Source organism: Dolichospermum sp. UHCC 0259, assembly GCF_009711935.1.
Taxonomy (GTDB): Bacteria; Cyanobacteriota; Cyanobacteriia; order Cyanobacteriales; family Nostocaceae; genus Dolichospermum.
The window spans coordinates 1-21,822 of record NZ_VIKX01000049.1 but is presented as its reverse complement, the minus strand read 5'-3'; the positions used below and the strand labels follow the sequence as shown (position 1 = coordinate 21,822).

General features: G+C 36.6%; 17 protein-coding genes and 1 pseudogene. 10 read left to right on the top strand and 8 right to left on the bottom strand.

All coding sequences use genetic code 11. From position 1 onward, the window contains the following. The coding region (locus FJR05_RS04065; protein WP_168642917.1) for an IS1634 family transposase at window positions 1-1,452 on the bottom strand (1,452 nt) is incomplete at its 3' end. 344 nt (window positions 1,453-1,796) lie between these two features. Here FJR05_RS04065 and FJR05_RS04060 point away from each other — a divergent pair. The 4 genes from FJR05_RS04060 to FJR05_RS04045 all read left to right on the top strand — a co-directional run bounded on the left by FJR05_RS04060 (window position 1,797) and on the right by FJR05_RS04045 (window position 3,330). Beyond that, complete coding sequence (locus tag FJR05_RS04060) at window positions 1,797-2,081, top strand: hypothetical protein (protein WP_168642916.1); 285 nt, start codon at window positions 1,797-1,799, stop codon at window positions 2,079-2,081. After that, window positions 2,081-2,527: a type II toxin-antitoxin system VapC family toxin gene (locus tag FJR05_RS04055; RefSeq protein WP_168642915.1), complete on the top strand. Its 447-nt coding sequence runs from the start codon at window positions 2,081-2,083 to the stop codon at window positions 2,525-2,527. Before FJR05_RS04060 ends, FJR05_RS04055 begins: the two co-directional genes overlap by 1 nt. Before the next feature lie 246 nt (window positions 2,528-2,773). Next, on the top strand, window positions 2,774-3,040 hold the full coding sequence (locus FJR05_RS04050) for a type II toxin-antitoxin system ParD family antitoxin (protein ID WP_168497217.1): 267 nt from the start codon (window positions 2,774-2,776) through the stop codon (window positions 3,038-3,040). Next, a complete protein-coding gene (locus tag FJR05_RS04045) occupies window positions 3,037-3,330 on the top strand; it encodes a type II toxin-antitoxin system RelE/ParE family toxin (RefSeq protein ID WP_168642914.1) in 294 nt (97 codons plus the stop codon). The genes FJR05_RS04050 and FJR05_RS04045 overlap by 4 nt, the downstream gene beginning before the upstream one ends. Window positions 3,331-3,485: 155 nt before the next feature. Here FJR05_RS04045 and FJR05_RS04040 read toward each other — a convergent pair whose 3' ends face one another. After that, the gene (locus FJR05_RS04040; protein WP_168642913.1) at window positions 3,486-4,322 is read right to left on the bottom strand and encodes an Rpn family recombination-promoting nuclease/putative transposase; all 837 of its coding nucleotides are present in this window, start codon (window positions 4,320-4,322) and stop codon (window positions 3,486-3,488) included. A 529-nt stretch (window positions 4,323-4,851) separates the two neighbouring features. Between FJR05_RS04040 and FJR05_RS04035 the strand changes: the two genes are divergently transcribed. Further along, window positions 4,852-6,204, top strand: a complete 1,353-nt coding sequence (locus FJR05_RS04035; protein ID WP_168642912.1) for a protein kinase — start codon at window positions 4,852-4,854, stop codon at window positions 6,202-6,204. A gap of 53 nt (window positions 6,205-6,257) precedes the next feature. Here the strand turns inward: FJR05_RS04035 and coaE are convergent, their stop codons facing one another. From coaE to cobA, 3 genes and pseudogenes are all read right to left on the bottom strand, one after another. After that, complete coding sequence (gene coaE, locus FJR05_RS04030; RefSeq protein WP_168642911.1) at window positions 6,258-6,866, bottom strand: dephospho-CoA kinase; 609 nt, start codon at window positions 6,864-6,866, stop codon at window positions 6,258-6,260. A 3-nt stretch (window positions 6,867-6,869) separates the two neighbouring features. Further along, complete coding sequence (locus tag FJR05_RS04025; protein ID WP_174783569.1) at window positions 6,870-7,676, bottom strand: uroporphyrinogen-III synthase; 807 nt, start codon at window positions 7,674-7,676, stop codon at window positions 6,870-6,872. A gap of 186 nt (window positions 7,677-7,862) precedes the next feature. After that, window positions 7,863-8,579, bottom strand: a pseudogene (gene cobA / locus FJR05_RS04020) (uroporphyrinogen-III C-methyltransferase); the annotation flags it as partial. Between the two features lie 220 nt (window positions 8,580-8,799). Here cobA and FJR05_RS04015 point away from each other — a divergent pair. Then, a complete protein-coding gene (locus tag FJR05_RS04015) occupies window positions 8,800-9,495 on the top strand; it encodes a response regulator transcription factor (RefSeq protein ID WP_168642909.1) in 696 nt (231 codons plus the stop codon). 242 nt (window positions 9,496-9,737) lie between these two features. Here FJR05_RS04015 and FJR05_RS04010 read toward each other — a convergent pair whose 3' ends face one another. After that, the gene (locus FJR05_RS04010) at window positions 9,738-10,019 is read right to left on the bottom strand and encodes an Npun_R1517 family heterocyst differentiation transcriptional regulator (RefSeq protein ID WP_168642908.1); all 282 of its coding nucleotides are present in this window, start codon (window positions 10,017-10,019) and stop codon (window positions 9,738-9,740) included. 803 nt (window positions 10,020-10,822) lie between these two features. Between FJR05_RS04010 and FJR05_RS04005 the strand changes: the two genes are divergently transcribed. The 4 genes from FJR05_RS04005 (at window position 10,823) to FJR05_RS03990 (ending at window position 16,234) form a co-directional block, all read left to right on the top strand. Further along, window positions 10,823-11,179, top strand: a complete 357-nt coding sequence (locus tag FJR05_RS04005; RefSeq protein WP_168642907.1) for an NAD(P)H-quinone oxidoreductase subunit M — start codon at window positions 10,823-10,825, stop codon at window positions 11,177-11,179. A gap of 213 nt (window positions 11,180-11,392) precedes the next feature. Next, window positions 11,393-13,567: a PP2C family serine/threonine-protein phosphatase gene (locus FJR05_RS04000; RefSeq protein ID WP_168642906.1), complete on the top strand. Its 2,175-nt coding sequence runs from the start codon at window positions 11,393-11,395 to the stop codon at window positions 13,565-13,567. A 246-nt stretch (window positions 13,568-13,813) separates the two neighbouring features. After that, entirely contained in the window at window positions 13,814-15,442 is a 1,629-nt protein-coding gene (locus tag FJR05_RS03995; RefSeq protein WP_168642918.1) for a CHAT domain-containing protein, read from the top strand. A 162-nt stretch (window positions 15,443-15,604) separates the two neighbouring features. After that, a complete protein-coding gene (locus FJR05_RS03990) occupies window positions 15,605-16,234 on the top strand; it encodes a hypothetical protein (protein ID WP_168642905.1) in 630 nt (209 codons plus the stop codon). Window positions 16,235-16,373: 139 nt separating this feature from the next. Here the strand turns inward: FJR05_RS03990 and FJR05_RS03985 are convergent, their stop codons facing one another. Continuing rightward, window positions 16,374-17,723 (bottom strand): PrsW family glutamic-type intramembrane protease, encoded by a 1,350-nt coding sequence (locus FJR05_RS03985; protein WP_168642904.1) that lies wholly within the window; start codon window positions 17,721-17,723, stop codon window positions 16,374-16,376. 343 nt (window positions 17,724-18,066) lie between these two features. After that, window positions 18,067-21,723: a hybrid sensor histidine kinase/response regulator gene (locus tag FJR05_RS03980; protein WP_168642903.1), complete on the bottom strand. Its 3,657-nt coding sequence runs from the start codon at window positions 21,721-21,723 to the stop codon at window positions 18,067-18,069. Window positions 21,724-21,822 lie beyond the last annotated feature (99 nt).

The following is a 21,822-nucleotide window of genomic DNA, read 5'->3' as shown; positions in this document are numbered from 1 at the left end:
TTTTCTTTGTGCAAGATTATAGACTAACAAGCACAATCCCATTATCATTGCTATTGATTCTACTCTTTCGGGAGTTTTTACAAATACGCTTGATGTAAAAAACAACGGGTCTTTTAAAAATCTAAATCCTCTCTCGTTAGATTGTTGGGCTTTATATTCCTCTAATACTTGCTCATCACTCAATTCATTTTTATCTAAGATATTCGTTGCTAATATAAATCTCCCCGCTTTAATTTTTTCAGCTTCTATCACCTCTTTTCTTGTTTCTATTTGACCTTTAACTTGATATTTTATCTGACTTGGTTCGGTCAATTTACTTGGTCTACCTGCTGTTTTATATTCTGGTTTTTCTAGATATTCAATTTCTTTTATTTGATGATACTTCCAGGATTTTGATAGCTTTTCTATTGCTATTTTAGCATCTGCTTGACAAGCGAATTCTTGTCTGGATAGTTGATTCAGCAAGGCTTTTACCTTTGATTCCTGTTTTTTAACTTGTTTTTCTACCTGTTGGATACTTGATTTTTTTCTTAATTCACTTTCGACGATTATCCATCTTTGTTTTATGTCTGCATATTCTGATTCTTTAGCTGCTATTTTATAGCCTGATATTTGACTATCTTTCCATTCTGATTCTTTTATATCTACGATTTTATTTTTTGCTTCTTTGATACTTAATGGTACTCTTGTTATCCATTTCAATTCTCCCATTGCTGCTAAGTTTTCTGCTGTATATAAGGCACTATCTGCTACACTTATGCCTTCAAATGTCCATTGCTTTTTAAATTCTTTTAATCTTTCTACAAATACACTTTTATCATCTACATTTCCTGAGTCTACTTTTAAATATAATGGGATATCTCCATCTCCTGTTACTATCATGTCTATGATAAATTGTTTGAGGTCTGGCCTTTTATCTCTTGAGTATCCATGAACTATTTTTATTGCTTTCATTTCTGGTTCTATTTCTAATTTATTCTCTCCTGTTTCTTGCTTGGTTTCATCTATTTCTTCGATTTCTTTTTTGTACTCTCCTTCTACACTCATTGAAGTCCCATCTAAATGAATACTATCCATTTCTACTTGGAATTTATGGGCTGCTTTTATCGCTACTGCTGTAAATATTTTTGTTGTTCCTACTTGATGATACTTGTCTAGTTCTCTTCCTAGTTTGTCATCATTTAAATGTGATGCTAATACTCCTTTTCCTATTAAATGTTCTGTTGATTTTCCTACGAAAAATTCTCCAAATAGATATAATGGTGCGCTTAAAAAGCCTAATCCATTTAAAATCATTGCTTTTATTACTTGTCCTGGTGTTAGGGTTTCTTTTATTTTTGTTCCCACTATTTTATTCACTTCTTCTACCAATTCCATCTCGTCTATTATTCCTGCTACTATTCCCAAATGGTCTATATTTAGGATTTTCATGGTAACTTGAGACTCTTTCATGGTTTTTCCCATCTCTATTTGATTAGATTATTTTAACAAATAAAAGCCTGAAATCTTTGCTAGGCAATCTTTTCAGGCTTTTATTTATGAAAATTTTTTAATTCCTAAATTTGCTTTAGTATCTGCGGAATGTGGGGTTAAACCTTCAAATCCCCACCAAAAATCATCCAATAACATCCTGTAAATCCTTAAATCCTGGAAATCCTGATTCAGACAAATAAAAATCACCAACCCCCCACCAAAAATCATCCAATAACATCCTGTAAATCCTCAAATCCTGTAAATCCTGATTCAGACAATATTGTGCTAAAATAAAATCTGTGAAAAATCACATTATCAAAACAATGATCCTACAAACATGGCAACAATCTCATTCTCAAGAATTGCAAAAAATTACTGAGACATTAGCAAAAATTACCCAACTTCCAGCAGAAGCAGTTAAACCTCATCTTGATGCAATGCTAGAACAATTAGTTAAAACTACAGAACTTCCATTTTATCAAAAAGTCTCCGATGAAGAATGGATTCAAGCACTAAATCAATGGAGTTCTAGCCATAATCCAAATATACCACTTTTATCAGATTATGCTGTCAGTCGAGCAGGTATTTATGAAGATGAGGAAATTTAGTGGCATATTTAATTGACACAAATATTATTTTGAGAATAGCACAACCGAATCATCCAATGTGTGCAGAATCTTTAAATGCACTCGCTAGACTACGAAGACAAAAAGAAAATTGTTATTTAACACATCAAAACCTAGTAGAATTTTGGCGTAGTGCTACCCGTCCTATAGAAAGAAATGGTTTAGGAATGAGTATAATTGAAGCAGAAGCAGAACTACAAAAATTAGAAAATCTCTTTCCCATATTACCAGATATACCAGAAATTTACCAGCATTGGAAACAGATTGTAATTGAGTATTGTGTAATGGGTGTCAATGTTCATGATGCAAGATTAGTAGCAGTTATGCTTGCTCATAGAATAACTCACATTCTCACTTTTAATATTAGTGACTTTAAACGCTATGGGAATAAAATTACTCCGGTACATCCAAATACCTTGTTAATCTGATTTATAGAGATATCATACAATATTGCAAATCCACATCCTGAAAATCTTCAAATCCTGTACTTCGACTTACTTCGACAAGCTCAGTACAAGTCGCTCAGTAACCAAATATCCTGATTCTGACAAATAAAAATCATCAATTCCCCACCAAAAATCATTCAATAACATCCTGAAAATCTTAAAATCCTGGACATCATGATTCAGACAATTACATTTATAATGAAAATTATCAGTTATAGAAAATAGACAATGAATATTACCCTAAAACCAGAACAGGAACAGTTTATTCAAAACCAGTTAGCTCAAGGGAGATTTCCTAATGCTGAAGCCGTAATTAATCAAGCTCTACAACTTTTACAAGAAAAACAAAGAGAATATGAAGACTGGGTAGAAGATGTGAGAGTTAAAGTTAATGAAGCCGCAGCAGAATTAGAACGAGGGGAAGGAGTTCCTTTAGAAACAGTTGTTGAACAGATACAGGCAAAATTTCGTCATGCGCGTGAGGAGAAAAAATGAATCAATGTTTGATTTCACCTCAAGCAATTCGAGATTTAGATAGCATTTCTGAATACTTTTTAAACAGAAATATTGAAGCGGGAGAAATCCTCTTTCGAGATTTTACAAAAAAGTGTGAAAATTTATTGCTATTTCCTCAAATGGGACGCAGTTACGAATACATAAGACAGGGAATGCGTGGACTTCCTTTAAATGGTTACATCATTTTTTATCAAGTTGTTGATAATAACGTTGAAATTCTTAGAGTCGTAAATGGTCGTCAAGATTTAGAGGCTTTATTTGCAGAATAGATAGTTTATTAACTGAGAATTTTGATCATTAATCAAATAATATCCAAAAAATTCCCCACATCACAACAATCCTGACATATAAAAAACCTCAACACAAATAAAAACCCTGAAAATCCTTAAATCCTGGATATCCTGATTCAGACAGTTAAATAAGCTTACTTGTCTATCTCAGATTTTAACCATGTTTCCAAATCATTAATATCTGTAAAATCTAATAGTGCTTCTCCTAGCTTTTCAAGTTGTTCTATGTTCAAACTGTTGATATTTTGAGTATAACTATCTCCCAACTTTCCAAACCTTTTAGATAATATCCTTAGTAGTAAGTTTATTGCTTCATCTTCTCTACCTTCCTGCTTTGCTTCTTGATATACCCTTGTTTGCTTAATATCACTCACTAAAAACATTGCTTCTATCTCCTGACGGCTCAATTGTGAAAACTTGGACAATAAAACAGTCTCCAACAATTCTATAATACCTTGTTTTTCTCTGTCATTCTGAACTTCCTTCTTAGTTCTGTCCAAGAGGGTTTTAACTAATTCCGGTGCTTGTGCTTCTTTACTGACAATTAACTCAATTAACCCCATACCAATTGAACCCGGTGGTAATTCATCTAAATAAATTCGTTTAATTCTCCCACTATTAATCAATTCTTGTTGATAAGCCGTCAATTCTCCTATATCTAAACTCCGTTTCGGAAATAACGCTACCCCTTGCCAATCTTGTACAGGTTTAAATTGATTGAGATAGATATTGATTTCGGCGATTAATTCCCAGTAAAAATCCGGTTTTGGTTGAAATTGCACTTCTACAAAATAGATGGGTTTTTCTACACTATCTGCGATAAAAATTCCATCAAATCGAAATGCTTTTTCTTTCACTTCCACAGCAGTAAATTTATAATCTCTGGCGTTTTCTGTAGGTTCACCCAGGATTTCAAATAATAGAGTGTGGAAAGTAAGGAAAATTTGATAGAATATCGTGTCTGTGTGCATTATTCCTGATATTGATATTTCTTAATTACTTATTTATCTGCTGATTTTAACCATGTTTCCCAGTTCTACATCTACTGTGATTGGATCATTGGTATTTTGGTTATGAGAACAAATATTATTTTCTTATTTCCCTGCTTCTGGGATTTATTTGGGAAATAATTATCTTGATAAATGGAAACCTTATATATATGGGCGCACACTTTCCCACTCATACCATTAGCATACCCGAAACTCGGAACACTGTCAACCCCCCTAGCTGAAATCACCAAAACTCGTTTAATTATTGACAAGATTTTCAATAATCATGAGAATAGACCCCTTTTTATTGAGAATGTTCTTTTTTGCCACAATCCTATATAAATAACTTATATCCTCTCAATGTAGGTTGGGTTGAAGCAAGGAAACCCAACATGATGAAAAGTTACATGATGAAAATTTGATTGGCTGGATTTGTTGGGTTGCGTTATCACTTGACCCAACCTACAGAGTATAATATTTACCATAACCTTAAATAATCAACTATAGAAAAATGCCATCTACCGTTACTCTCACCATTACCACAGGGAAACTATCAGGAAAACAATATATATTTGATAGTCGCAGCACTTGTATTATCGGTAGAGGAGAAAATTGTAATTTGCAAATTGCTGATGATATTGATATGACAGTTTCCCGTTATCATTGTTTATTAGATATCAACCCTCCTGATATTAGAATTAGAGATTTAGGCAGTTTCAACGGTACGATTGTTAATGGTAAAAAAATCGGACAAAGGAAACCGGGTGAATCTCCAGAGGAAGCAGCAAAGGCAGTTTTCCCCGAATATGATTTAGATAATAATGATCAGGTAGCGGTAGGAGATATTATTTTTAATATTGGTGTAGAAACAGAACTGGAAAAACAGAAAACTCCTTATATTCCAGTTGAAGAAGAAAATAATAAACCGAACTTTTTTGATATTATTAAAAATCTCCTAAATTTAGCAAATCAAGGTAATTCAAACCTGAAGATAATTTCTAATTATCAGATTATCAAATCTTTAGGTGAAGGTGGATGTGGAGAAGTATTTTTAGCGGAACATATCCCCACTAAAAAACGAGTAGCACTAAAGTTAATGTTACCTAAAGTCGCTGCTAAAGAACTGGGTGTAAAAATGTTTTTGAGAGAAACAGAAAACACCAAATATTTACAACATCCTCATGTGGTGCAGATGTTAGATTATGGCTATGCGGAAAATACCTTTTTCTTTACAATGGAATATTGTGAAGGTGGGGATGTTTGGGATTTGATGGAGAAATTAGGAGGACGTTTACCTGTTAACATCGCTGTTGATATTACTCTGCAAGTTCTCGACGGGTTAATCTATACCCATAATGTTGAAGTTCCTTGTGTGAAATTAGCCGACGGAAGACTAGGAAAAGGTAAAGGTTTAGTACATCGAGATTTAAAACCGAATAATATTTTTATTACCAATGTCAACGGTAAAATGGTGGCGAAAATTGGAGATTATGGATTATCCAAAGCTTTTGATTTAGCTGGGTTGAGTGGACACACTTTCACTGGTGCGAAAATGGGGACTCCTGCGTTTATGTGCCGTCAACAATTACTAGATTTAAAAAATTCTTTACCAGAGGTTGATGTGTGGGCAAGTGCTGCTTGTTTATATAATATGTTAACGGGATATTTCCCCCGTGATTTTGTTGGTGATTCCTGGAATTGTGTGCTAAGAAATGATGCTATACCCATTCGTGAACGTGATAGTAGTATTCCTGAAAAGTTAGCAGAAGTGATAGATTTGGCTTTAATAGAAAAGCCAAAAATTTATTTTGAAACTGCGGCTGAATTTAAAGCAGCGTTGTTAAAATGTGTTGGTGATTACTAAAGTTTTTGTGATTATAAGTTTGTACCTCATTTACCTGCAATATGCTGTATCAATTATTTGATTTCTAAAGGTGTTGAATTTTGCAACAAAACTTCATCTATCTGTCGTAAAAGCGATTCTAAATTAGCAGAATTATCTAAAACTATATCAGCACGAGCAATTTTTTCCGCAATAGGTAATTGACTATTAATTCTCGCTGCTGCTTGTTCTGGCGTTAAATTATTCCGTTCTATTAATCGCTGTTGTTGCTGTTGTGGTGAACAACTTACCACCCAAATTTGATTAACTAGATTTTCTAAATTAGCTTCAAATAATAGAGGAATCACTAAAATTAAAGTATTTGCAGATGATTCATTAATAGCTTCAGCAAAACAATTTCTCACATAAGGATGAATTATGCTTTCTACCCAATAACGTTCTTCCGGTTGATGAAAAATAATTTCTCCTAATTTAGTTCTATTTAAATTACCATCACTTAATATGATTTCTTTACCATATTTTTCGGCAATTTGTGACAAAATAGGAGAACGGACAGATACCGCATCTCTCGCATAAATATCTGCATCTAAAATCGGTAAATTGTAAGTTGTCGCTAAATAATTAGCAACTGTACTTTTACCCGTCGCAATTCCACCAGTTAAACCAATTAAATTCTTAGTCATTAGTCATTGGTTATGAGAAAATTTAATTATGGCATTTGTTAAACCGTCTAAAGTATATTCTTCTGCTTCAATATCTACTCTCCCAAATACAGTTTGACAAGTTTTTGATGTTTGGGGACCAATGGAAGCTATGCAGACTCTGGCTAAATTTTCAGGGTTGTAGGTAAATATATGCGCTGTTAATTGCGAGAAAAATAAGACTGTTTTAGAACTAGCAAAAGTAATAATATCTACAGTATTATTAACTAAGGCATATTCAGCCGCAGCAGGGATACTTTGAGGACAGCAAGATTCATAAGCGGGAACTTCAATTACTTCTGCACCTTTGGCTGTTAATTCCTTTACTAATACTTCTCTTCCACCACTTTCAACTCTAGGAAATAATATCTTTTTACCTATTAGTGATTCGGGAAAGTTTTCCACTAAGGAATCAGCCACAAAGTTAGGAGGAATAAAATCAGCTTGAATATTTTGTTTTTGTAAACTTTGGGCGGTTTTTTCCCCAACAACAGCAATTTTCACACCAGCTAAAGCATTTTTATCTTGACCGGATTTTTCTAATCTCTCAAAAAAGTATTCTACACCATTACTAGAAGTAAGAATTAGCCAATTAAAAGTTGATAAATGTGAAATTGCCTGATCTAAAGCGTCCCAACTGCTAGGGGGTCCAATTTCTAAAGCTGGCATTTCTATCACATTAGCACCTGCGGAGGTTAAGCGATCGCTAAATTGATTTGATTGTCCCACAGAACGGGTAACTAAAATGGTTTTCCCAGCAAGGGGAGAAAGATTGTAATTCACGGTTGACATTCAATTTGTTGCAGTAATAATTTTAGGTTTCGCGCAAAATCAGTAGGTTGGGTTGACGCAAGGAAACCCAACATTTCCTATATCTCAACATTTCCTAGACTTAGTTGGGTTTCACTTCGTTTTACCCAACCTACAATTAATTTTAATACATTTTTACAAATGGAAGATTTCTATTTTTTCATATTACAGGTAATCGCGTAATCGCACAACTTCACCAATAACTATAACTGCGGGGGAGAGAGATAAACCAGCCGTTTGTTCGAGGATATTTCCCAGTTCTCCTGTCCATATTTCTTGACTGGGTGTTCCAGCCCAACGGATAATAGCAATCGGTGTAGAATGAGATTTTCTATATTTTATCAGTTGATGGATTATTTCTGGTAAATTTTTTCCCCCCATCAAAATTACTAAGGTTTCTAAACTTGCTAATGCTTCCCAATTTAAAGTTTCTGGTTCATGTGCTGTACAGACTGCAAAGCAACGACTAAGAACATTATCTGTGAGGGGAATTCCGGCTAATAATGGTGCAGCTAAAGCAGAAGAAATTCCCGGAATGATTTCAAATTCACAACCTGCATTTTTCAAAGCTGCAATTTCTAAAATACAGCGTCCAAAAATAAAAGGATCTCCCGATTTTAGTCGAATAACTTGTTTTTTTTCTAAACAATATTTTACTAATAAAGCGTTGATTTCATTTTGGGAAGTGCTGGATTTACCTCCACGTTTACCAACATCTATTTTTAGGCAATCAACAGGAACACAATCCAATAATTGACTATTAACTAAGGCATCATACACCAATACCTGAGCAGATGCTAACAGCCGATAGGCTTTAACGGTTAAATATTCTATATCTCCAGGTCCTGCACCAACAAGATAAACTTTGCCCATTTCGTTAATCATATTTATTGTTTACTTTTAATAACTTACAATTGGGTTTTGATACGATATATAATACTAAGTTAGGATGAAAATGGAATCAGATTTTAAGAATTGTTGAACGCAGATAAACGCAGATAAACGCAAATAAAGACAGATGAATTAATGGTTTTCCCCTGTCTTAGTAGTCAATACTTACCAAATTTCGCTAGATTAGATCAAGGTACACTTATAGGAATTTTCAATGTCAGCACAATTGTTACTGGTAGATGACGAACCAGGATTGCGGGAAGCCGTCAAAGAATATTTACAAGAAAGCGGTTTTAGGGTTCAAACTGCCAGTAATGCCCGTGAAGGTTGGAACTGGATGCAAGAGAACACCGCTGATTTGGTCATTTCTGATATTATGATGCCCCAGGTGGATGGCTATCAGTTCCTTAAACAAATGCGAGATGACCCCCGTTTTCAAGCCTTACCAGTGGTATTTTTAACTGCTAAAGGGATGACAGGCGATCGCATTCAAGGCTATCATGCAGGTGTTGATGCGTATTTACCGAAACCATTCGATCCTGATGAATTAGTTGCCATAGTTGAAAACTTACTAGCGCGTCGCAGCGCCCAAACTCCCCCTACCGGAGAAGATAGCGACACACCAAATCTTGCCGATTTGGCTAATCAAATCGCTCAGATTAGAATACTATTAACTCACAGGAGTGCCATATCCCAATCTCCAGCCCCCTTTAAAATAGATTTGACTCCTAGAGAGCAAAGTGTTTTAAATTTGGTAGCAGAAGGATTAATGAATAAGGAAATTGCCCGTCGCTTAGAAACCAGCGTCCGCAATGTCGAGAAATATGTCAGCCGTTTATTTAGTAAAACTGGTACTAATAGTCGCACGGAGTTAGTTCGTTTTGCCCTGGAACATGGTCTAGCTAAATGAACTAACCTATTAGTGATGAGAGTTACTTGGTAAAAAATGGTAAAATGCACCTAGATAACTTTGCTGCCAATTTTGACTACTAATTTTCCTAGTTTGCCAGTACGAAGACACAAATATTGTAGACGTAGTTTTACGTTTACAAGCAAACTTATTATTTGGGAAAATAGGTAGAGGCAGACTTTTAAAACTTAATCTTGAAAACCCTAAATTACATCGGTTATAGGGAGGAATGACACTGAATACTATTGTATAGTATCAGCGAAATTGCGTAACCGCATCAGTTGACGACGCATTTGTGGAGAGGCTTTAAATTCCGAAATCTCCTGAGCTTTAACTGATGCTTGCAAGGTTTCTAAAAAATCGTCAGATCCTTCTGTTAAAGCTTCTAGTAATACTTGTAACAGTTGCTCACGATCACTTAACAAACTCTTTTCCTCAATCAGACGGAATTTGAGGTGAATTTCACAATCATAAACACCTACTTCGGGATTATTTATTTGACGTGGTAATGCTTTGGAGTTCATAGTTTTGAGGATTTATTTGCTTAGTGGTTATACGGATTAGGGACTAAATCTCCAGAAAAATTCCTTATACTTTCTTTATACTTTTGTGAATCCAAAGTTTTGACAGATTAGAAGTTCTCCTTATCCGTAAAACTGGCATTCTCTTTTACTCCCCCTGTCTTTTTTCAGTTAGATTTTACTATTTTTTGATGTTTCTTTACTAGTTATGGCATATCCTAGCCATAAACTATTATTCGATTTTTGAGATGTTATACCATGAAGTTTTTGTAAAGAGTTGATTAGCCCTTGATAAAGGTTTTTACATCAACTTGTTAAAAACGTCAAGAAATATTATTTTTTTTACTTTTATTTTCTGGTAATACTTAAGCATTTGTACTGAAGACGCTCCTTTGATAAATGCAATTCATAATTGTAGGAAAATTCATTAAAGTCACTACAAGCTGAGTATATTTACATGAGAAAAAATCAGAATCAGTCAAAAAATCAGGAAATTTTTTGTGAATGATCACATCCTTGAAACAAAACTAACGGCAAAATTACAACCGAGGGCAGATAAATGAGATACAAAGTTGAAATCAAAACCCAAACACCTCTCTTTCTCCTTGCTTCTTCCTGAACTCCTGATAGCGAAGCGTGGCGTTAGCCATACTCCTGAACTCCTGAACTCCTAAACTCCTGAACTCCTGACTCCTGACTCCTGACTCCTAGATTCAGTGACTTTTGCATTCATTTCTGCTGTAAGCTCAAACATAGCAGTTAAAATGATTGCAGTGTAATTCAGCTAAATTCTTACACCCAAATTTATGGATAACCTGATGCTGCTTAAGTCCACAACCCGTCATGTTCGCATTTTTGCGGCTGAAATGGACAAAGATGACCTGATTCCGAGTAATCAAGTCTTGACATTGGATATTGATCCAGACAACGAGTTCAACTGGAATGAAGATGCTTTGCAAAAAGTTTATCGCCAGTTTGATCAACTCGTAGAAGCATCTAGTGGCGAGGATCTGACAGATTATAACCTACGCCGTATTGGTTCAGATTTGGAGCATTATCTGCGATCGCTCCTCCAAAAAGGTGAAATTAGCTATAATCTCTCCAGTCGGGTTACTAACTACAGCATGGGACTACCCCAAGTAGTAGCTAGTAGCAATCAATAAAATAGTACATATTTACTTAGTCCTGGCGAAGATAATTCGCCGGCTATGTCAAGTTTTAGTGACAGATTTAAGGATTAGTTCTGCTATTGCTACATATTCCCACAACAATAAAAGTTATGATGAATTTGTGGGTTGCTAAAAATATGAGCAATAATAACTATTGCTACCAAATACTGTTAAAAAAATGCTAATTGCAGAATCGGTGGGAAAACTATGGAAAATGATGCGGTAACGCTCTGCTGCCCAAATGAATATTGTCAATCTGCTAATCCCCTCACCCACAAATTTTGCCAGCAGTGTTCCACTCCCTTGCCGAAGCGTTATCTCTGGGCTGTGGGCAGTGATTTTAGCCATTGTCAGCCTGGGTCTATTTTAAGCGATGCGAGCGCTCGCTATTTAGTCATTAATAAATCCATACTTTTAGATATCAAACCTGGGTTATTGCCCGAAATACCTGAATTAGATGATTTAGAAAAAATTAAACCCTACCTCAGACTAATTACCTATCGTCTCCACATCCCACAAGTTTATGGAGTCCTCAATTTAAGTAATGAGCAGACCAAAACAGAAATACTATTATTAGAAAACCCACCATTAATAGTTAATGCCAGCATTACTCAAGTCAATCTATGTAAAAGCCTAGACGATACTTGGAGTCAAGCCTCATCAATGCGCCAAATTCATTGGCTGTGGCAATTAGCTAATTTGTGGCAACCCCTAGCCATTGAAGGAGTAGCATCTAGCCTCTTAGACAATTCTGTATTAAGAGTAGAAGGGGTACTAATTCGCTTATTAGAATTGCGGTTTGATCACAAAAACTCGCCGACATTATCCCAATTAGGAGAATTTTGGCAGCAGTTACTACCAACGACTAAACCAAATATTACTCCATTTGTCCAACAAGTATGTGATTGGCTAATTACAGGAGAAATTAACTCATCAAGTCAATTAATTAAAATTTTAGATCAGGGATTGAGCCAATTAGCAAAATCTCAAACAACCACAATTAAAATCTATACTAAAACAGACCCAGGCCCAAGCCGCCCCCGTAACGAAGATGCTTGTTACCCTGCGGGAGACACTTTAATCGCTAAACCACCGCAAGAGAACACCCTAGCTATTGTTTGTGATGGTATTGGTGGACATGAGGGCGGTAACGTGGCTTCCAACCTGGCCATTGAAACTATTTATAAACAAGTCAAAGAACTGACTTCAGTTCCCACCGAAAATATAGATCCCGCCTTAATACTTTCGGACTTAGAACTGGCAGTAGCCAAAGCTAATGACAAAATCAGCCAGCGTAACGATAACGAACACCGTCAAGGGCGACAACGCATGGGAACAACTATTGTTATGGCGTTACCCATTGCCCATGAAATGTATATTGCCCATGTCGGTGATAGTCGTGCCTATTGGATTACTCATCATGGTTGTCATCAAGTTACCTTAGATGATGATGTCGCATCCCGTGAAGTCCGTTTAGGTTATGCTCTCTACAGAGAAGCTTTAGAACACAGTGGTTCTGGCTCATTGGTTCAGGCATTGGGAATGAGTAAAAGTACCTCGCTGCACCCCACATCTCAACGCTTTATTGTTGATGAAGATGCTGTTTTCTTACTCACATCCGATGGTTTGAGTGATTTTGATAGAGTGGAAGAATCTTGGGAAACTGAAATATTACCTCTTCTCTCTGGAAAAACAAATATAGAAGATGTTGCCCAAAGATTAATAGAAATTGCTAATACTAAAAATGGACATGACAATGCCACTATTGCCTTAGTACATTATCATGTTGAATACTCTGAACCAGAGACGATAATTACAGCGGATATTTCTCATCTTTTGCCTGACACAGAATTATATTCAGCCGATGATGATACAGTCAATGGACAGAGTTTTATTAATAATCCGAAAACTCAAGTTATTTCGGAACGCAAGACTGCTAAACTTTCCCAAGTACCATTACAGTTGTTTATTCTTTTAGGGTTAACGTTGTCATCTGGTTTGTTGGGATATTGGTTTAAACTCCAAATTAAGTCACCAACAGGAATTTCTTCTCCGTCTCCCTTTTCTACCACTCAACCACCAAGTTTGACGGCACAAAGAACTTTAGACAATCTTGCTCCTAGTTGGGTAATTCAAGCTAATAATTCCATAATTTTAAATAAGCAAACTTTCCCGGCTGAAAGTTTTTTCCAAGTTCAAGTTATAGAAAAAAAAGCTAATCCTGATGCTGTGGATAATCCAGATGTGCGGTTGCGCGTCTGTGAAAAATCCAATCCTGAATCAGAAACTCCTAAAATAGTGCAACTGAAATTTTCTGAACTGCAAGATTTAGCCAAGGACATCTCTATTTTACAATCAGATCAACCTAGTATTTGTGAATAGCGAACAGGGAACAGGTAGCAGGGGAAGTAGGGGAAGTGGGGGAAGTGGGGGAAGTGGGGGAAGTGGGGGAAAAATAACAACTGACAACTGACCAATGACCAATGACCAATGACCAATGACCAATAACAACTGACAACTGACCAATGACCAATAACAACTGACAACTGACCAATGACCAATGACCAATGACCAATGACCAATGACCAATGACCAATGACCAAATCCATGTCTAGCCCGAATTTGGCAATGCCTTCGGCGAGTATAGCGATCGCCCGTCTAGTAAATACTGGCACAGATCACTTCGCTATTTGGGTAGTCAAAGCACCATATCCCAGTGGTTATGTTCTCCGTGATTGTGTTTTCTCCCCTGAACTTAATCAAGTTTGGCAAGAATGGCAACAAATGTTTGCTGGTCATAGTCCCCTGGATATTCCTTCCCATTCAATTTCTTCATCAGTTAATACATTGTCATTAACTGTAATCTCACCCTCTGAAGGTCAAATTACAAGTCCCTATAGTAGTCGTCTGATGCAATCCTTGGGCATCAATCTCTGGCGATGGATATTTGATGGGGCGATTTTGAGTAGTTGGGAACGGAGTCGGGGTATGGCTATGGGTCAAAAGACTCAATTACGCTTTCGGTTAGAAATTCGTGATCCTGATCTAATCGCCCTCCCCTGGGAAATTATGCAGCGGGAAGTGGGACAAGCCGCCATATCTCTGTCCCAAAATGTTTTATTTAGTAGGACTATCAGTGAAGTTGAACCATTGCCAGAATTGCGGACTGACCGGGCGGTAAATATTCTGCTGGTGTTAGGACATAATCATCAATTACAACTAGATCAGGAAGCGTCTTTACTGAAAAAGACATTGCTAGAAGGTCATCCTGTGGGCAAAACTGCTGCTGGATACGCACCTTGTACAGTAAGAACCCTGATCCAACCGACAAAGGCAGAGTTAATTCAGGAGTTAGAAACTAAAGTTTATAATGTGTTTTTTTATGCTGGTCATGGATTGCCAGATCCAGATGGAGGCTCATTATTTTTAGGAAATGAACTCAAAATTAATGGCATAGAATTAGCTCAGGTTTTAACGCGAACAGGCATAAAATTGGGAGTTTTTAACGCCTGTTGGGGAGCGCAACCAGCAGCAGTTGATCACAAGGCTATTCCGGCTAGTAGTTTGGCTGAGGTGTTGATTCGTCATGGTGTGCCAGCGGTATTGGGGATGCGTGATGAAATTGCTGATGCCGAAAGTCATAGTTTTATTCAAACTTTTGCGTCAAGTTTGCGATCGCGTAAATTAATTGATGAAGCTGTGGCAACCGCGAGACAAGAACTATTAACACTGTATAAATTTAATCAACCAGCTTGGACATTACCCGTTCTCTACCTCCATCCTGATTTTGATGGGGAACTGATTAAAGATGTAGATGAAGGAGTCACAGAACTACCCAATACGGCGATTTCTGACCTAGCTACCCCCATTGATACAGCTTATTTGCGATCGCTCACACCGGGAGGCAAAACCTGGCCGTTACGTTGTGGAGTCACCCGCATCGGTCGCACAAAAGAGAATGATATTATCATCCCTGAAATTTATATTTCCAGACACCACGCAGAAATTTTATGTCGAAAGACTCTCAAAGAAACTACGTCCATGACCACTTATTACCTACAGGATTTCTCTACCTATGGGACAACCTGGTATTTAAGCCCTAATGGTTGGCAACAAATCCTTCGGGAAGAAGTTCCTTTAACATCGGGAATGCAGTTAATGTTTGGGAGTTCTAAAGGTGAAGTTTGGGAATTTATCCGAGAGGATTCTATCAGTAGGGGCAGCTCCTCCGTGCCTGCGCCCAAAAGTCAGGAGTAAAAACCAGTTGATAATTAACAATGAAGTAAGTAGGTAGGCGTTAAAAATTGTCGTTACTTCGACTTACTTCTTCTTCCTCCTGACTCCTGCCCTATTTTGCGGAAATTCAATTTTTGAGATTGTAGCTGTCAATAGAACCCATAAATTAATAGTGAGAAAAAAATGAAAAACCACATTAATGATTTAAATATTTTGAATATTGCCCCATCGAATGTAGATTTAGAATTTATAGAAGCACTCTTAGAACCTGAAGATGCTGCTTATCCCTGGAATTTAGCTGATGAATCTTCAGAAGCTTATTTTCATAATCTAGAACTACAGTTTGGGTTGCAAGATTTTTCAGATGCAGAACTGAGGATCAATACCGACAATTTTTATCAAAATCTAGATACAATGTGGGATCAAGTTGCTGTTCTTGAAAATAACAGTAGTAAAAATACCGTTAATTATCTTCAGGAAGTTTTGCAGAACGCTTTTTCAGTTATCCCTGGAGGTTTACTCACTGCTATCGCTCAAAAAGCTACTGAAGTTTCTATTCTTGAACAATCAGCTAGTGAGAAATTGGTGGAATGTGTACAAGCTTTACTACCTAGTTGGGCAGTAGATGATCTGTTGGTTTTAGCTCGTCCTTTTGCTTATGCAATGCGAAGTAGTGAAGCATATACATTAACATCGGTAATTAGAGATTTTGAACATCGGGATTGGACAAATTTATCAGAAATAGAACAAGCAAAAATTACATTAGCGATCGCTGATTATGCCCTCCAACATCTCTCAAAATCTGATTCTTAAGCAGTATCCACTTCAATAAAATTAAGAATTTAGAGAAAAAGTCATACACCCAGTCAATTTTAATTTTTTCTCTCTCATTCTTATTTCTTTCTCCTGACTCCTGACTCCTGACTCCTAACTCCTAACTCCTTGATTCCTGCTATTTTGGATCAAGAAACCGGGTAGCAAAGTTTTCTGATCTTGTGGGTGACAATACCCGTGCCTTGAGAATTGCCGCCATTAGAAAGGCATAAGATAAAACACCAACTACGACCAAAAACAAAGCATTAATAGAACCCGTCGCATTCCATAAAGCGTGGAGTGCAGAAGCACTCAAATAACCCACAGTGAGGATTTGCTTGCCTTTGAGAGGTTTTAACACAGCCAAACCCACAAAATAGCCTAAATACCCACTGTAAGCCATGTGTCCAGCCACAGAACCTAAAATGCGGGGAATAAGTAGCTGTAAACCGACCAATTGACCAGAATTTTGGGAAATTAAGGGTACATATTGACCAAGAGTTTCTAGTAAGGTGAAACCCACAGCGGAAGCTGTACCCAAGAGAATACCATCCAGCGGTTCCCAGACCCCAATCCGTTCTCGCCAGGGCGATCGCAAGGACTTACCAATCCAATATGCTCCTAATACTGGTAAGATTTTCAGGAGTTCCTCCATTAACCCAGCACCAAAAAACATCCGTACTAATAATTCGGTGAAGGTAATCCCATCTGGAGATGTCGCATCCAATGTCCCAGGTAAGATATCTCGGAAAACTGTGATAAATAAATCTAAAAGAGGACTCAGTAAAATTAATATTGTACTCAGTGCGGCAGCCATGAGTACCCACCAAGGCTTAGATTTACCACACAATTGATAAACAAAATAGTAAGCAGCAAAAGCGATGTAAGATCCCACAATTACTTGATTTGCTTGGGGATGACCTACAGTAGCAAACATTAATACCACGAAAACTACTGTTAAGATTCCTGGGATCAGGTAGGCTTTGCGAGTGAGATCCTTACCAGTAGAGATAATAGGAAATAATTGTGTGAAGCTTACAGAATCTTGCTTTGATGATAGATTTTGGTAATTGACAGATGATAACACTGTTGCTTTACTCACATTGACCATCGTTTTTTGAGCAATAACTTCGTACTCAAAAATAAATTGTGGTCCATCAGCGCCAAGGGAAATGCGATCGCCTAAATGTAATTCTTGACATCCTTTCAAGCGTTCTCCATTCAAAAAAGTACCATTGGCACTATTTAAATCACAAATTACCCAGCTATAACCGCTATCGGCCGCTAAAGAAAGGGGACGAACTACCGCATGACGACGAGATACCATTCGATATATTACGGCATCCAAGACAATTTGGCAGATGGGGTCACGTCCAATTACCATTTCTTTACCAGGAAGCAACAAGTAGCGAGATGCTGACTCGGAAACTTCGACCTTACTGGACACCAACCGCAGAAATGCATTCTGTCTTGCGCTTTTGCCTGTCATCGAGTTAGTGAGTGTGTCTAAACAAATTCTCTGGCTTATGCCACGCTATCAGATTTTGTGCTAGTAGACTGAATTTTAGCCATGTTCACGGCTGCACCACCCCCAAATATACCATAGCTTCACTAGCTGTTACCCTCATTTAAAATACAAAATTGCAGAAAATTATTTATCAATACCATTGAGTTGGAGATAAGTAGTCAGAAAAAATTAAATTCACTTGTTGAGAGAGGCAAGAGGGAGTAGAGGAGTAGGGGAAAAATTTCTTTCTTCTTTCTTTTTTCTTTTTTCTTTTTTCTTTTTTCTTCTTTCTTCCTCCTGACTCTTGACTCCTAACTCCTAACTCCTAACTCCTAACTCCTGCTGCTATTAATCCCTGGCTTGAATTTTCGTTGTTTCTATTAGCTAAACTTTCAACGGTAGAAAGAAATTCATGCTCTAAGTAAGGCTTAGTTAAATAAGAATTTGCCCCTAATTCATAAGCTAACTGACGATGTTTATCTGCGCTACGAGAGGTGAGAACAATAACTGGTTTTTCTGCAAAATCTGGGTTTTTACGGATATGGCTTAATAATTCAAATCCGTTCATTCTTGGCATCTCTAAATCAGAGATAATTACTTCAATTTCTGGATGTAACTGCAACTGTTCTAAAGCCTCTACACCATTTTGTGCTTGTAATACTTGATAGCCAGATTTTTGCAAAGTCAGAGACAGAGTTTGTCGCAGACTAATAGCATCATCTACCACTAAAATTACTTTTGGTGATTTGCTATTTCCTGATACATTAGCAGTTAAATGTTTTTGGGTATGAGTGGCATTAATCAGAGGTGTAGAGGTAACTGTCTCTGGTAAAGCTTGTTGATTTTCTGGAGGCAATGCCATCGGTAGCGACATGACATCCAATGTGGCTTGCATTTCTTTAGTATCAATCAACAGCGTACCATCAATAATTAGGATCAAGTTACCATTAGCCAAACTACTGCAACCATAAACATATTTTGGTGGAGTAATGGAACTTCCTAACGGTCTAATTACTAATTCTTGTTCTCCAATAATTTGATCAACTTCTATGCCTACCATACTATGATGGTGACGCAGTAAAATGATGGGATTTTTCACCATTCCTGCTTCTGAATAATCGGGTAAATTTTGCAGATTATTTGTACTTAAAACTGCGCCATTGTAATACATCAAACTTTCTAATTTTTGGATATTTACCATCAATTCATCGTCATCTGTTCGCCAATGTAAAAATTGTTTGCCTTCAAATTCTTTGATTTGTTGAGCAGAGGGAATAACTATTTTTTCAATACTATCTTGTAGTAAAGCATAAATAACACCACCTGCTTGAACTAACATGAGTTTATCTGTAGTCATAGAGAAAGGAATTTTAAGAATAAATGTTGTTCCCCGGTGAGGTGATGATTGCACGGAAATTGAGCCGTTAAGTAATTGTATTTGGGTACGAACAATATCTAAACCCATCCCGCGTCCAGAGATTTCACTGACTTTACCGGCTGTAGAAAATCCCGGAGCAAACATCATCTCTATTAATTCAGATTCGGTGAGGTGATGAACATAGTCTCCACCATGATCATGAGGAATCAGATTAAGTTCTATAGCTCTACTGCGAACCTTTTCTAAGTTTAATCCTTGTCCATCATCATGAATTTCAATAACAGTTTGACTGCCTTGATTGTAGGCAGAAATTTCAATGATACCCTGTGCTGATTTACCTCTTTCTTGGCGAATTTCTGGAGATTCAATTCCATGATCAAAAGAGTTGCGTGCCAGTTGTAAAAGGGGATCATAGAGTTTTTCAGCGATCGCTTTATCAACTAGAACATCTGTACCAGTAAGTTTTAATTCTACCTGTTTTCCATAAACATTAGCTAGATTCTGCACCATTTGCGGAAAGCGACTCAGGATAGTTCCTAATGGTAACATTCTAGCTTCTACCAAGTTATCTATAATATTTAAGGTTAAAGTTTGTTGTTTCTCCCCAATTTGAGCAGCTTGTTTCATCAATAATTCTAGAGATTCGGAAGTTTCTAGTATTTGCAAAGTTTCTTCCATTGCTGAATGTAGTGTTAACTGAAACTCTGAATATACATCCATTTCTAAAGCATCAAAATTAACCGAACCAAGGGAATGAGTATTATGAGATGTGACATTACTACCCTGTAATGGTAAATCTCGTAATTGATATAAAGTTAATTGTTGTTGGTTAATTTGCTGACTTAATCTATCAATTAATTCTATGACTTGTTCATCATATAAAGTCCGTCTTTTTTGATAGATGAGTAATTCACCTGTTAAATAATTAAGGCGTTGTAGTCCTTCTACATCTACCCGCACAAAGGAAGATTGACGAGAAGTTTTATTAACCGTATCAGTAGTCTTTTCTTCTAATTGCCGGCTAATTATTGTATCATAATTTGTGATTACCTCTTCACTAACTGCTGATGATGTTACACTTTCTAAGTAAATATCATCTTTAACACCTTCTGTTGTTTCTATGATTGGTGTTGTGAGTATATTATCTGGCTCTAAAATAGTTTCTCCTCCCCATATTGATTCGAGAAGATTATTATTTTCTTCCAGTGATAAGGAAGGAACTATTTCTTTGATTACTAGCAAATTTTGTAATTTAGGATGATCAAGCCAGTTTTTTTCTGCTTCTGTGACTGGTGGATAATTTTTATATTCTTTGCCTAATTCGCGGATTTGCTGTCTCAATTTTTTGATAATGGGAATAGCACTATTATTTTGCTCAACAGTATATTGGAATTTAGCAATGGCTAAAAGAATAATTAAAATTACACCACGACGATGCAGACATAGAGATTTGCTATCCCCCACTTTTTCAATGAAGTAAAGAAATTGTTCTAGCCAATATTCTAAATAATTGACGGGATATTTTTGATTAGATGAAGGAATTAATAAAGATAGATTTAATTCTGATTCTGGTATTTCTCTGTAGTGATTAAACCAGCCAAAAATATAACGAATGGTTTTTAAATAAACTTTGGCATGAACTGGTTTTAAAGGTTGATTATTTCCATTGCTAAGAGTAATTAAAAATTGATAAAATTCTGTTGTAATATTAAAAAATGTATCAGCAAAAGATTGGTGTACAGATGCCAGAGATGACTCGAATTTTGGGACTGTTGCCAAAGAACTGGTTGCTATGACAGGAAACAAATCATTACTTGTAGTCTGTACCAGTGCTTGCAATTCTAAAGATGGTGAACCTCCAGAAGTGCGATCGCCTCCTAAAACGGCTATTTGTGCTGCTTTTAAATCAGTGAAAGCGATTTTAGCAATTTCTAATACATTTTGGGGATTTGCATCTAAAGCCGCCATAATTGTCCGCGCCAATTTTTCTAATCCTGGTAGATTTAAGGATTCTGCCAAACCAATAAATACTTCACTTTGAGAGTGAAGTAATTCACGAAATTCCGTATTATCTGGCGGATTAGTAAGAGCCTGATTCAGAATATCTAGGCGTTGTTTTACTCCTACTTCAAAAATAGATTTAACAATATCAAATCCTAACTCTTCCGATGTCGGAATATGGGATTCTGCTCCAAAAGCATCACCTAACTTTTCCTGAATTTGCATGAACACTGTAGTAGCTCGGTTCAAAAGTTCATCAGCATTGATGTTGCTGTTGGTAACTTCTGATGTCACTGCTAATTGTAGGCATTCATAACCTTCAACAAGTAAAGTTTGTAATTCACTATCAATAACAACATGAGGATTATATAAAGCCTTAAATATATCTTCTAAAGAATGGGCAATTGTCATGATGGTATCAAGTCCAACATTTGCCGCCCCACCCTTAATTGTATGGGTTGCCCGCATTAAATTATGTATTTTAGCTGTACTAGAACTTTCAACTAAAGTATATAAATCTTGTTCAATTGTTTGTAATAATTCCGGTGCTTCGCCTAGAAAATAGGCATAGCCTTGTTCACGAATTGCTGCATCTGTAATCATAATAATTTTAAGGAGTCAGGAGTCAGGAGTTGGGGGAGTGGAGGGAGTTGGGGGAGTGGGGGACATATTTTGGTGGAGTAATGGAACTTCCTAACGGTC

Coding starts and splice junctions, on each gene's coding strand:
- FJR05_RS03980 (WP_168642903.1), bottom strand. CDS start 21,723: ATGATTACAGATGCAGCAATTCGTGAACAAGGCTATGCCTATTTTCTA.
- FJR05_RS04035 (WP_168642912.1), top strand. CDS start 4,852: ATGCCATCTACCGTTACTCTCACCATTACCACAGGGAAACTATCAGGA.
- FJR05_RS03990 (WP_168642905.1), top strand. CDS start 15,605: ATGAAAAACCACATTAATGATTTAAATATTTTGAATATTGCCCCATCG.
- FJR05_RS04040 (WP_168642913.1), bottom strand. CDS start 4,322: ATGCACACAGACACGATATTCTATCAAATTTTCCTTACTTTCCACACT.
- FJR05_RS04025 (WP_174783569.1), bottom strand. CDS start 7,676: ATGTCAACCGTGAATTACAATCTTTCTCCCCTTGCTGGGAAAACCATT.
- FJR05_RS03985 (WP_168642904.1), bottom strand. CDS start 17,723: ATGACAGGCAAAAGCGCAAGACAGAATGCATTTCTGCGGTTGGTGTCC.
- FJR05_RS04015 (WP_168642909.1), top strand. CDS start 8,800: ATGTCAGCACAATTGTTACTGGTAGATGACGAACCAGGATTGCGGGAA.
- coaE (WP_168642911.1), bottom strand. CDS start 6,866: ATGACTAAGAATTTAATTGGTTTAACTGGTGGAATTGCGACGGGTAAA.
- FJR05_RS04005 (WP_168642907.1), top strand. CDS start 10,823: ATGGATAACCTGATGCTGCTTAAGTCCACAACCCGTCATGTTCGCATT.
- FJR05_RS03995 (WP_168642918.1), top strand. CDS start 13,814: ATGCCTTCGGCGAGTATAGCGATCGCCCGTCTAGTAAATACTGGCACA.
- FJR05_RS04060 (WP_168642916.1), top strand. CDS start 1,797: ATGATCCTACAAACATGGCAACAATCTCATTCTCAAGAATTGCAAAAA.
- FJR05_RS04045 (WP_168642914.1), top strand. CDS start 3,037: ATGAATCAATGTTTGATTTCACCTCAAGCAATTCGAGATTTAGATAGC.
- FJR05_RS04050 (WP_168497217.1), top strand. CDS start 2,774: ATGAATATTACCCTAAAACCAGAACAGGAACAGTTTATTCAAAACCAG.
- FJR05_RS04010 (WP_168642908.1), bottom strand. CDS start 10,019: ATGAACTCCAAAGCATTACCACGTCAAATAAATAATCCCGAAGTAGGT.
- FJR05_RS04000 (WP_168642906.1), top strand. CDS start 11,393: ATGGAAAATGATGCGGTAACGCTCTGCTGCCCAAATGAATATTGTCAA.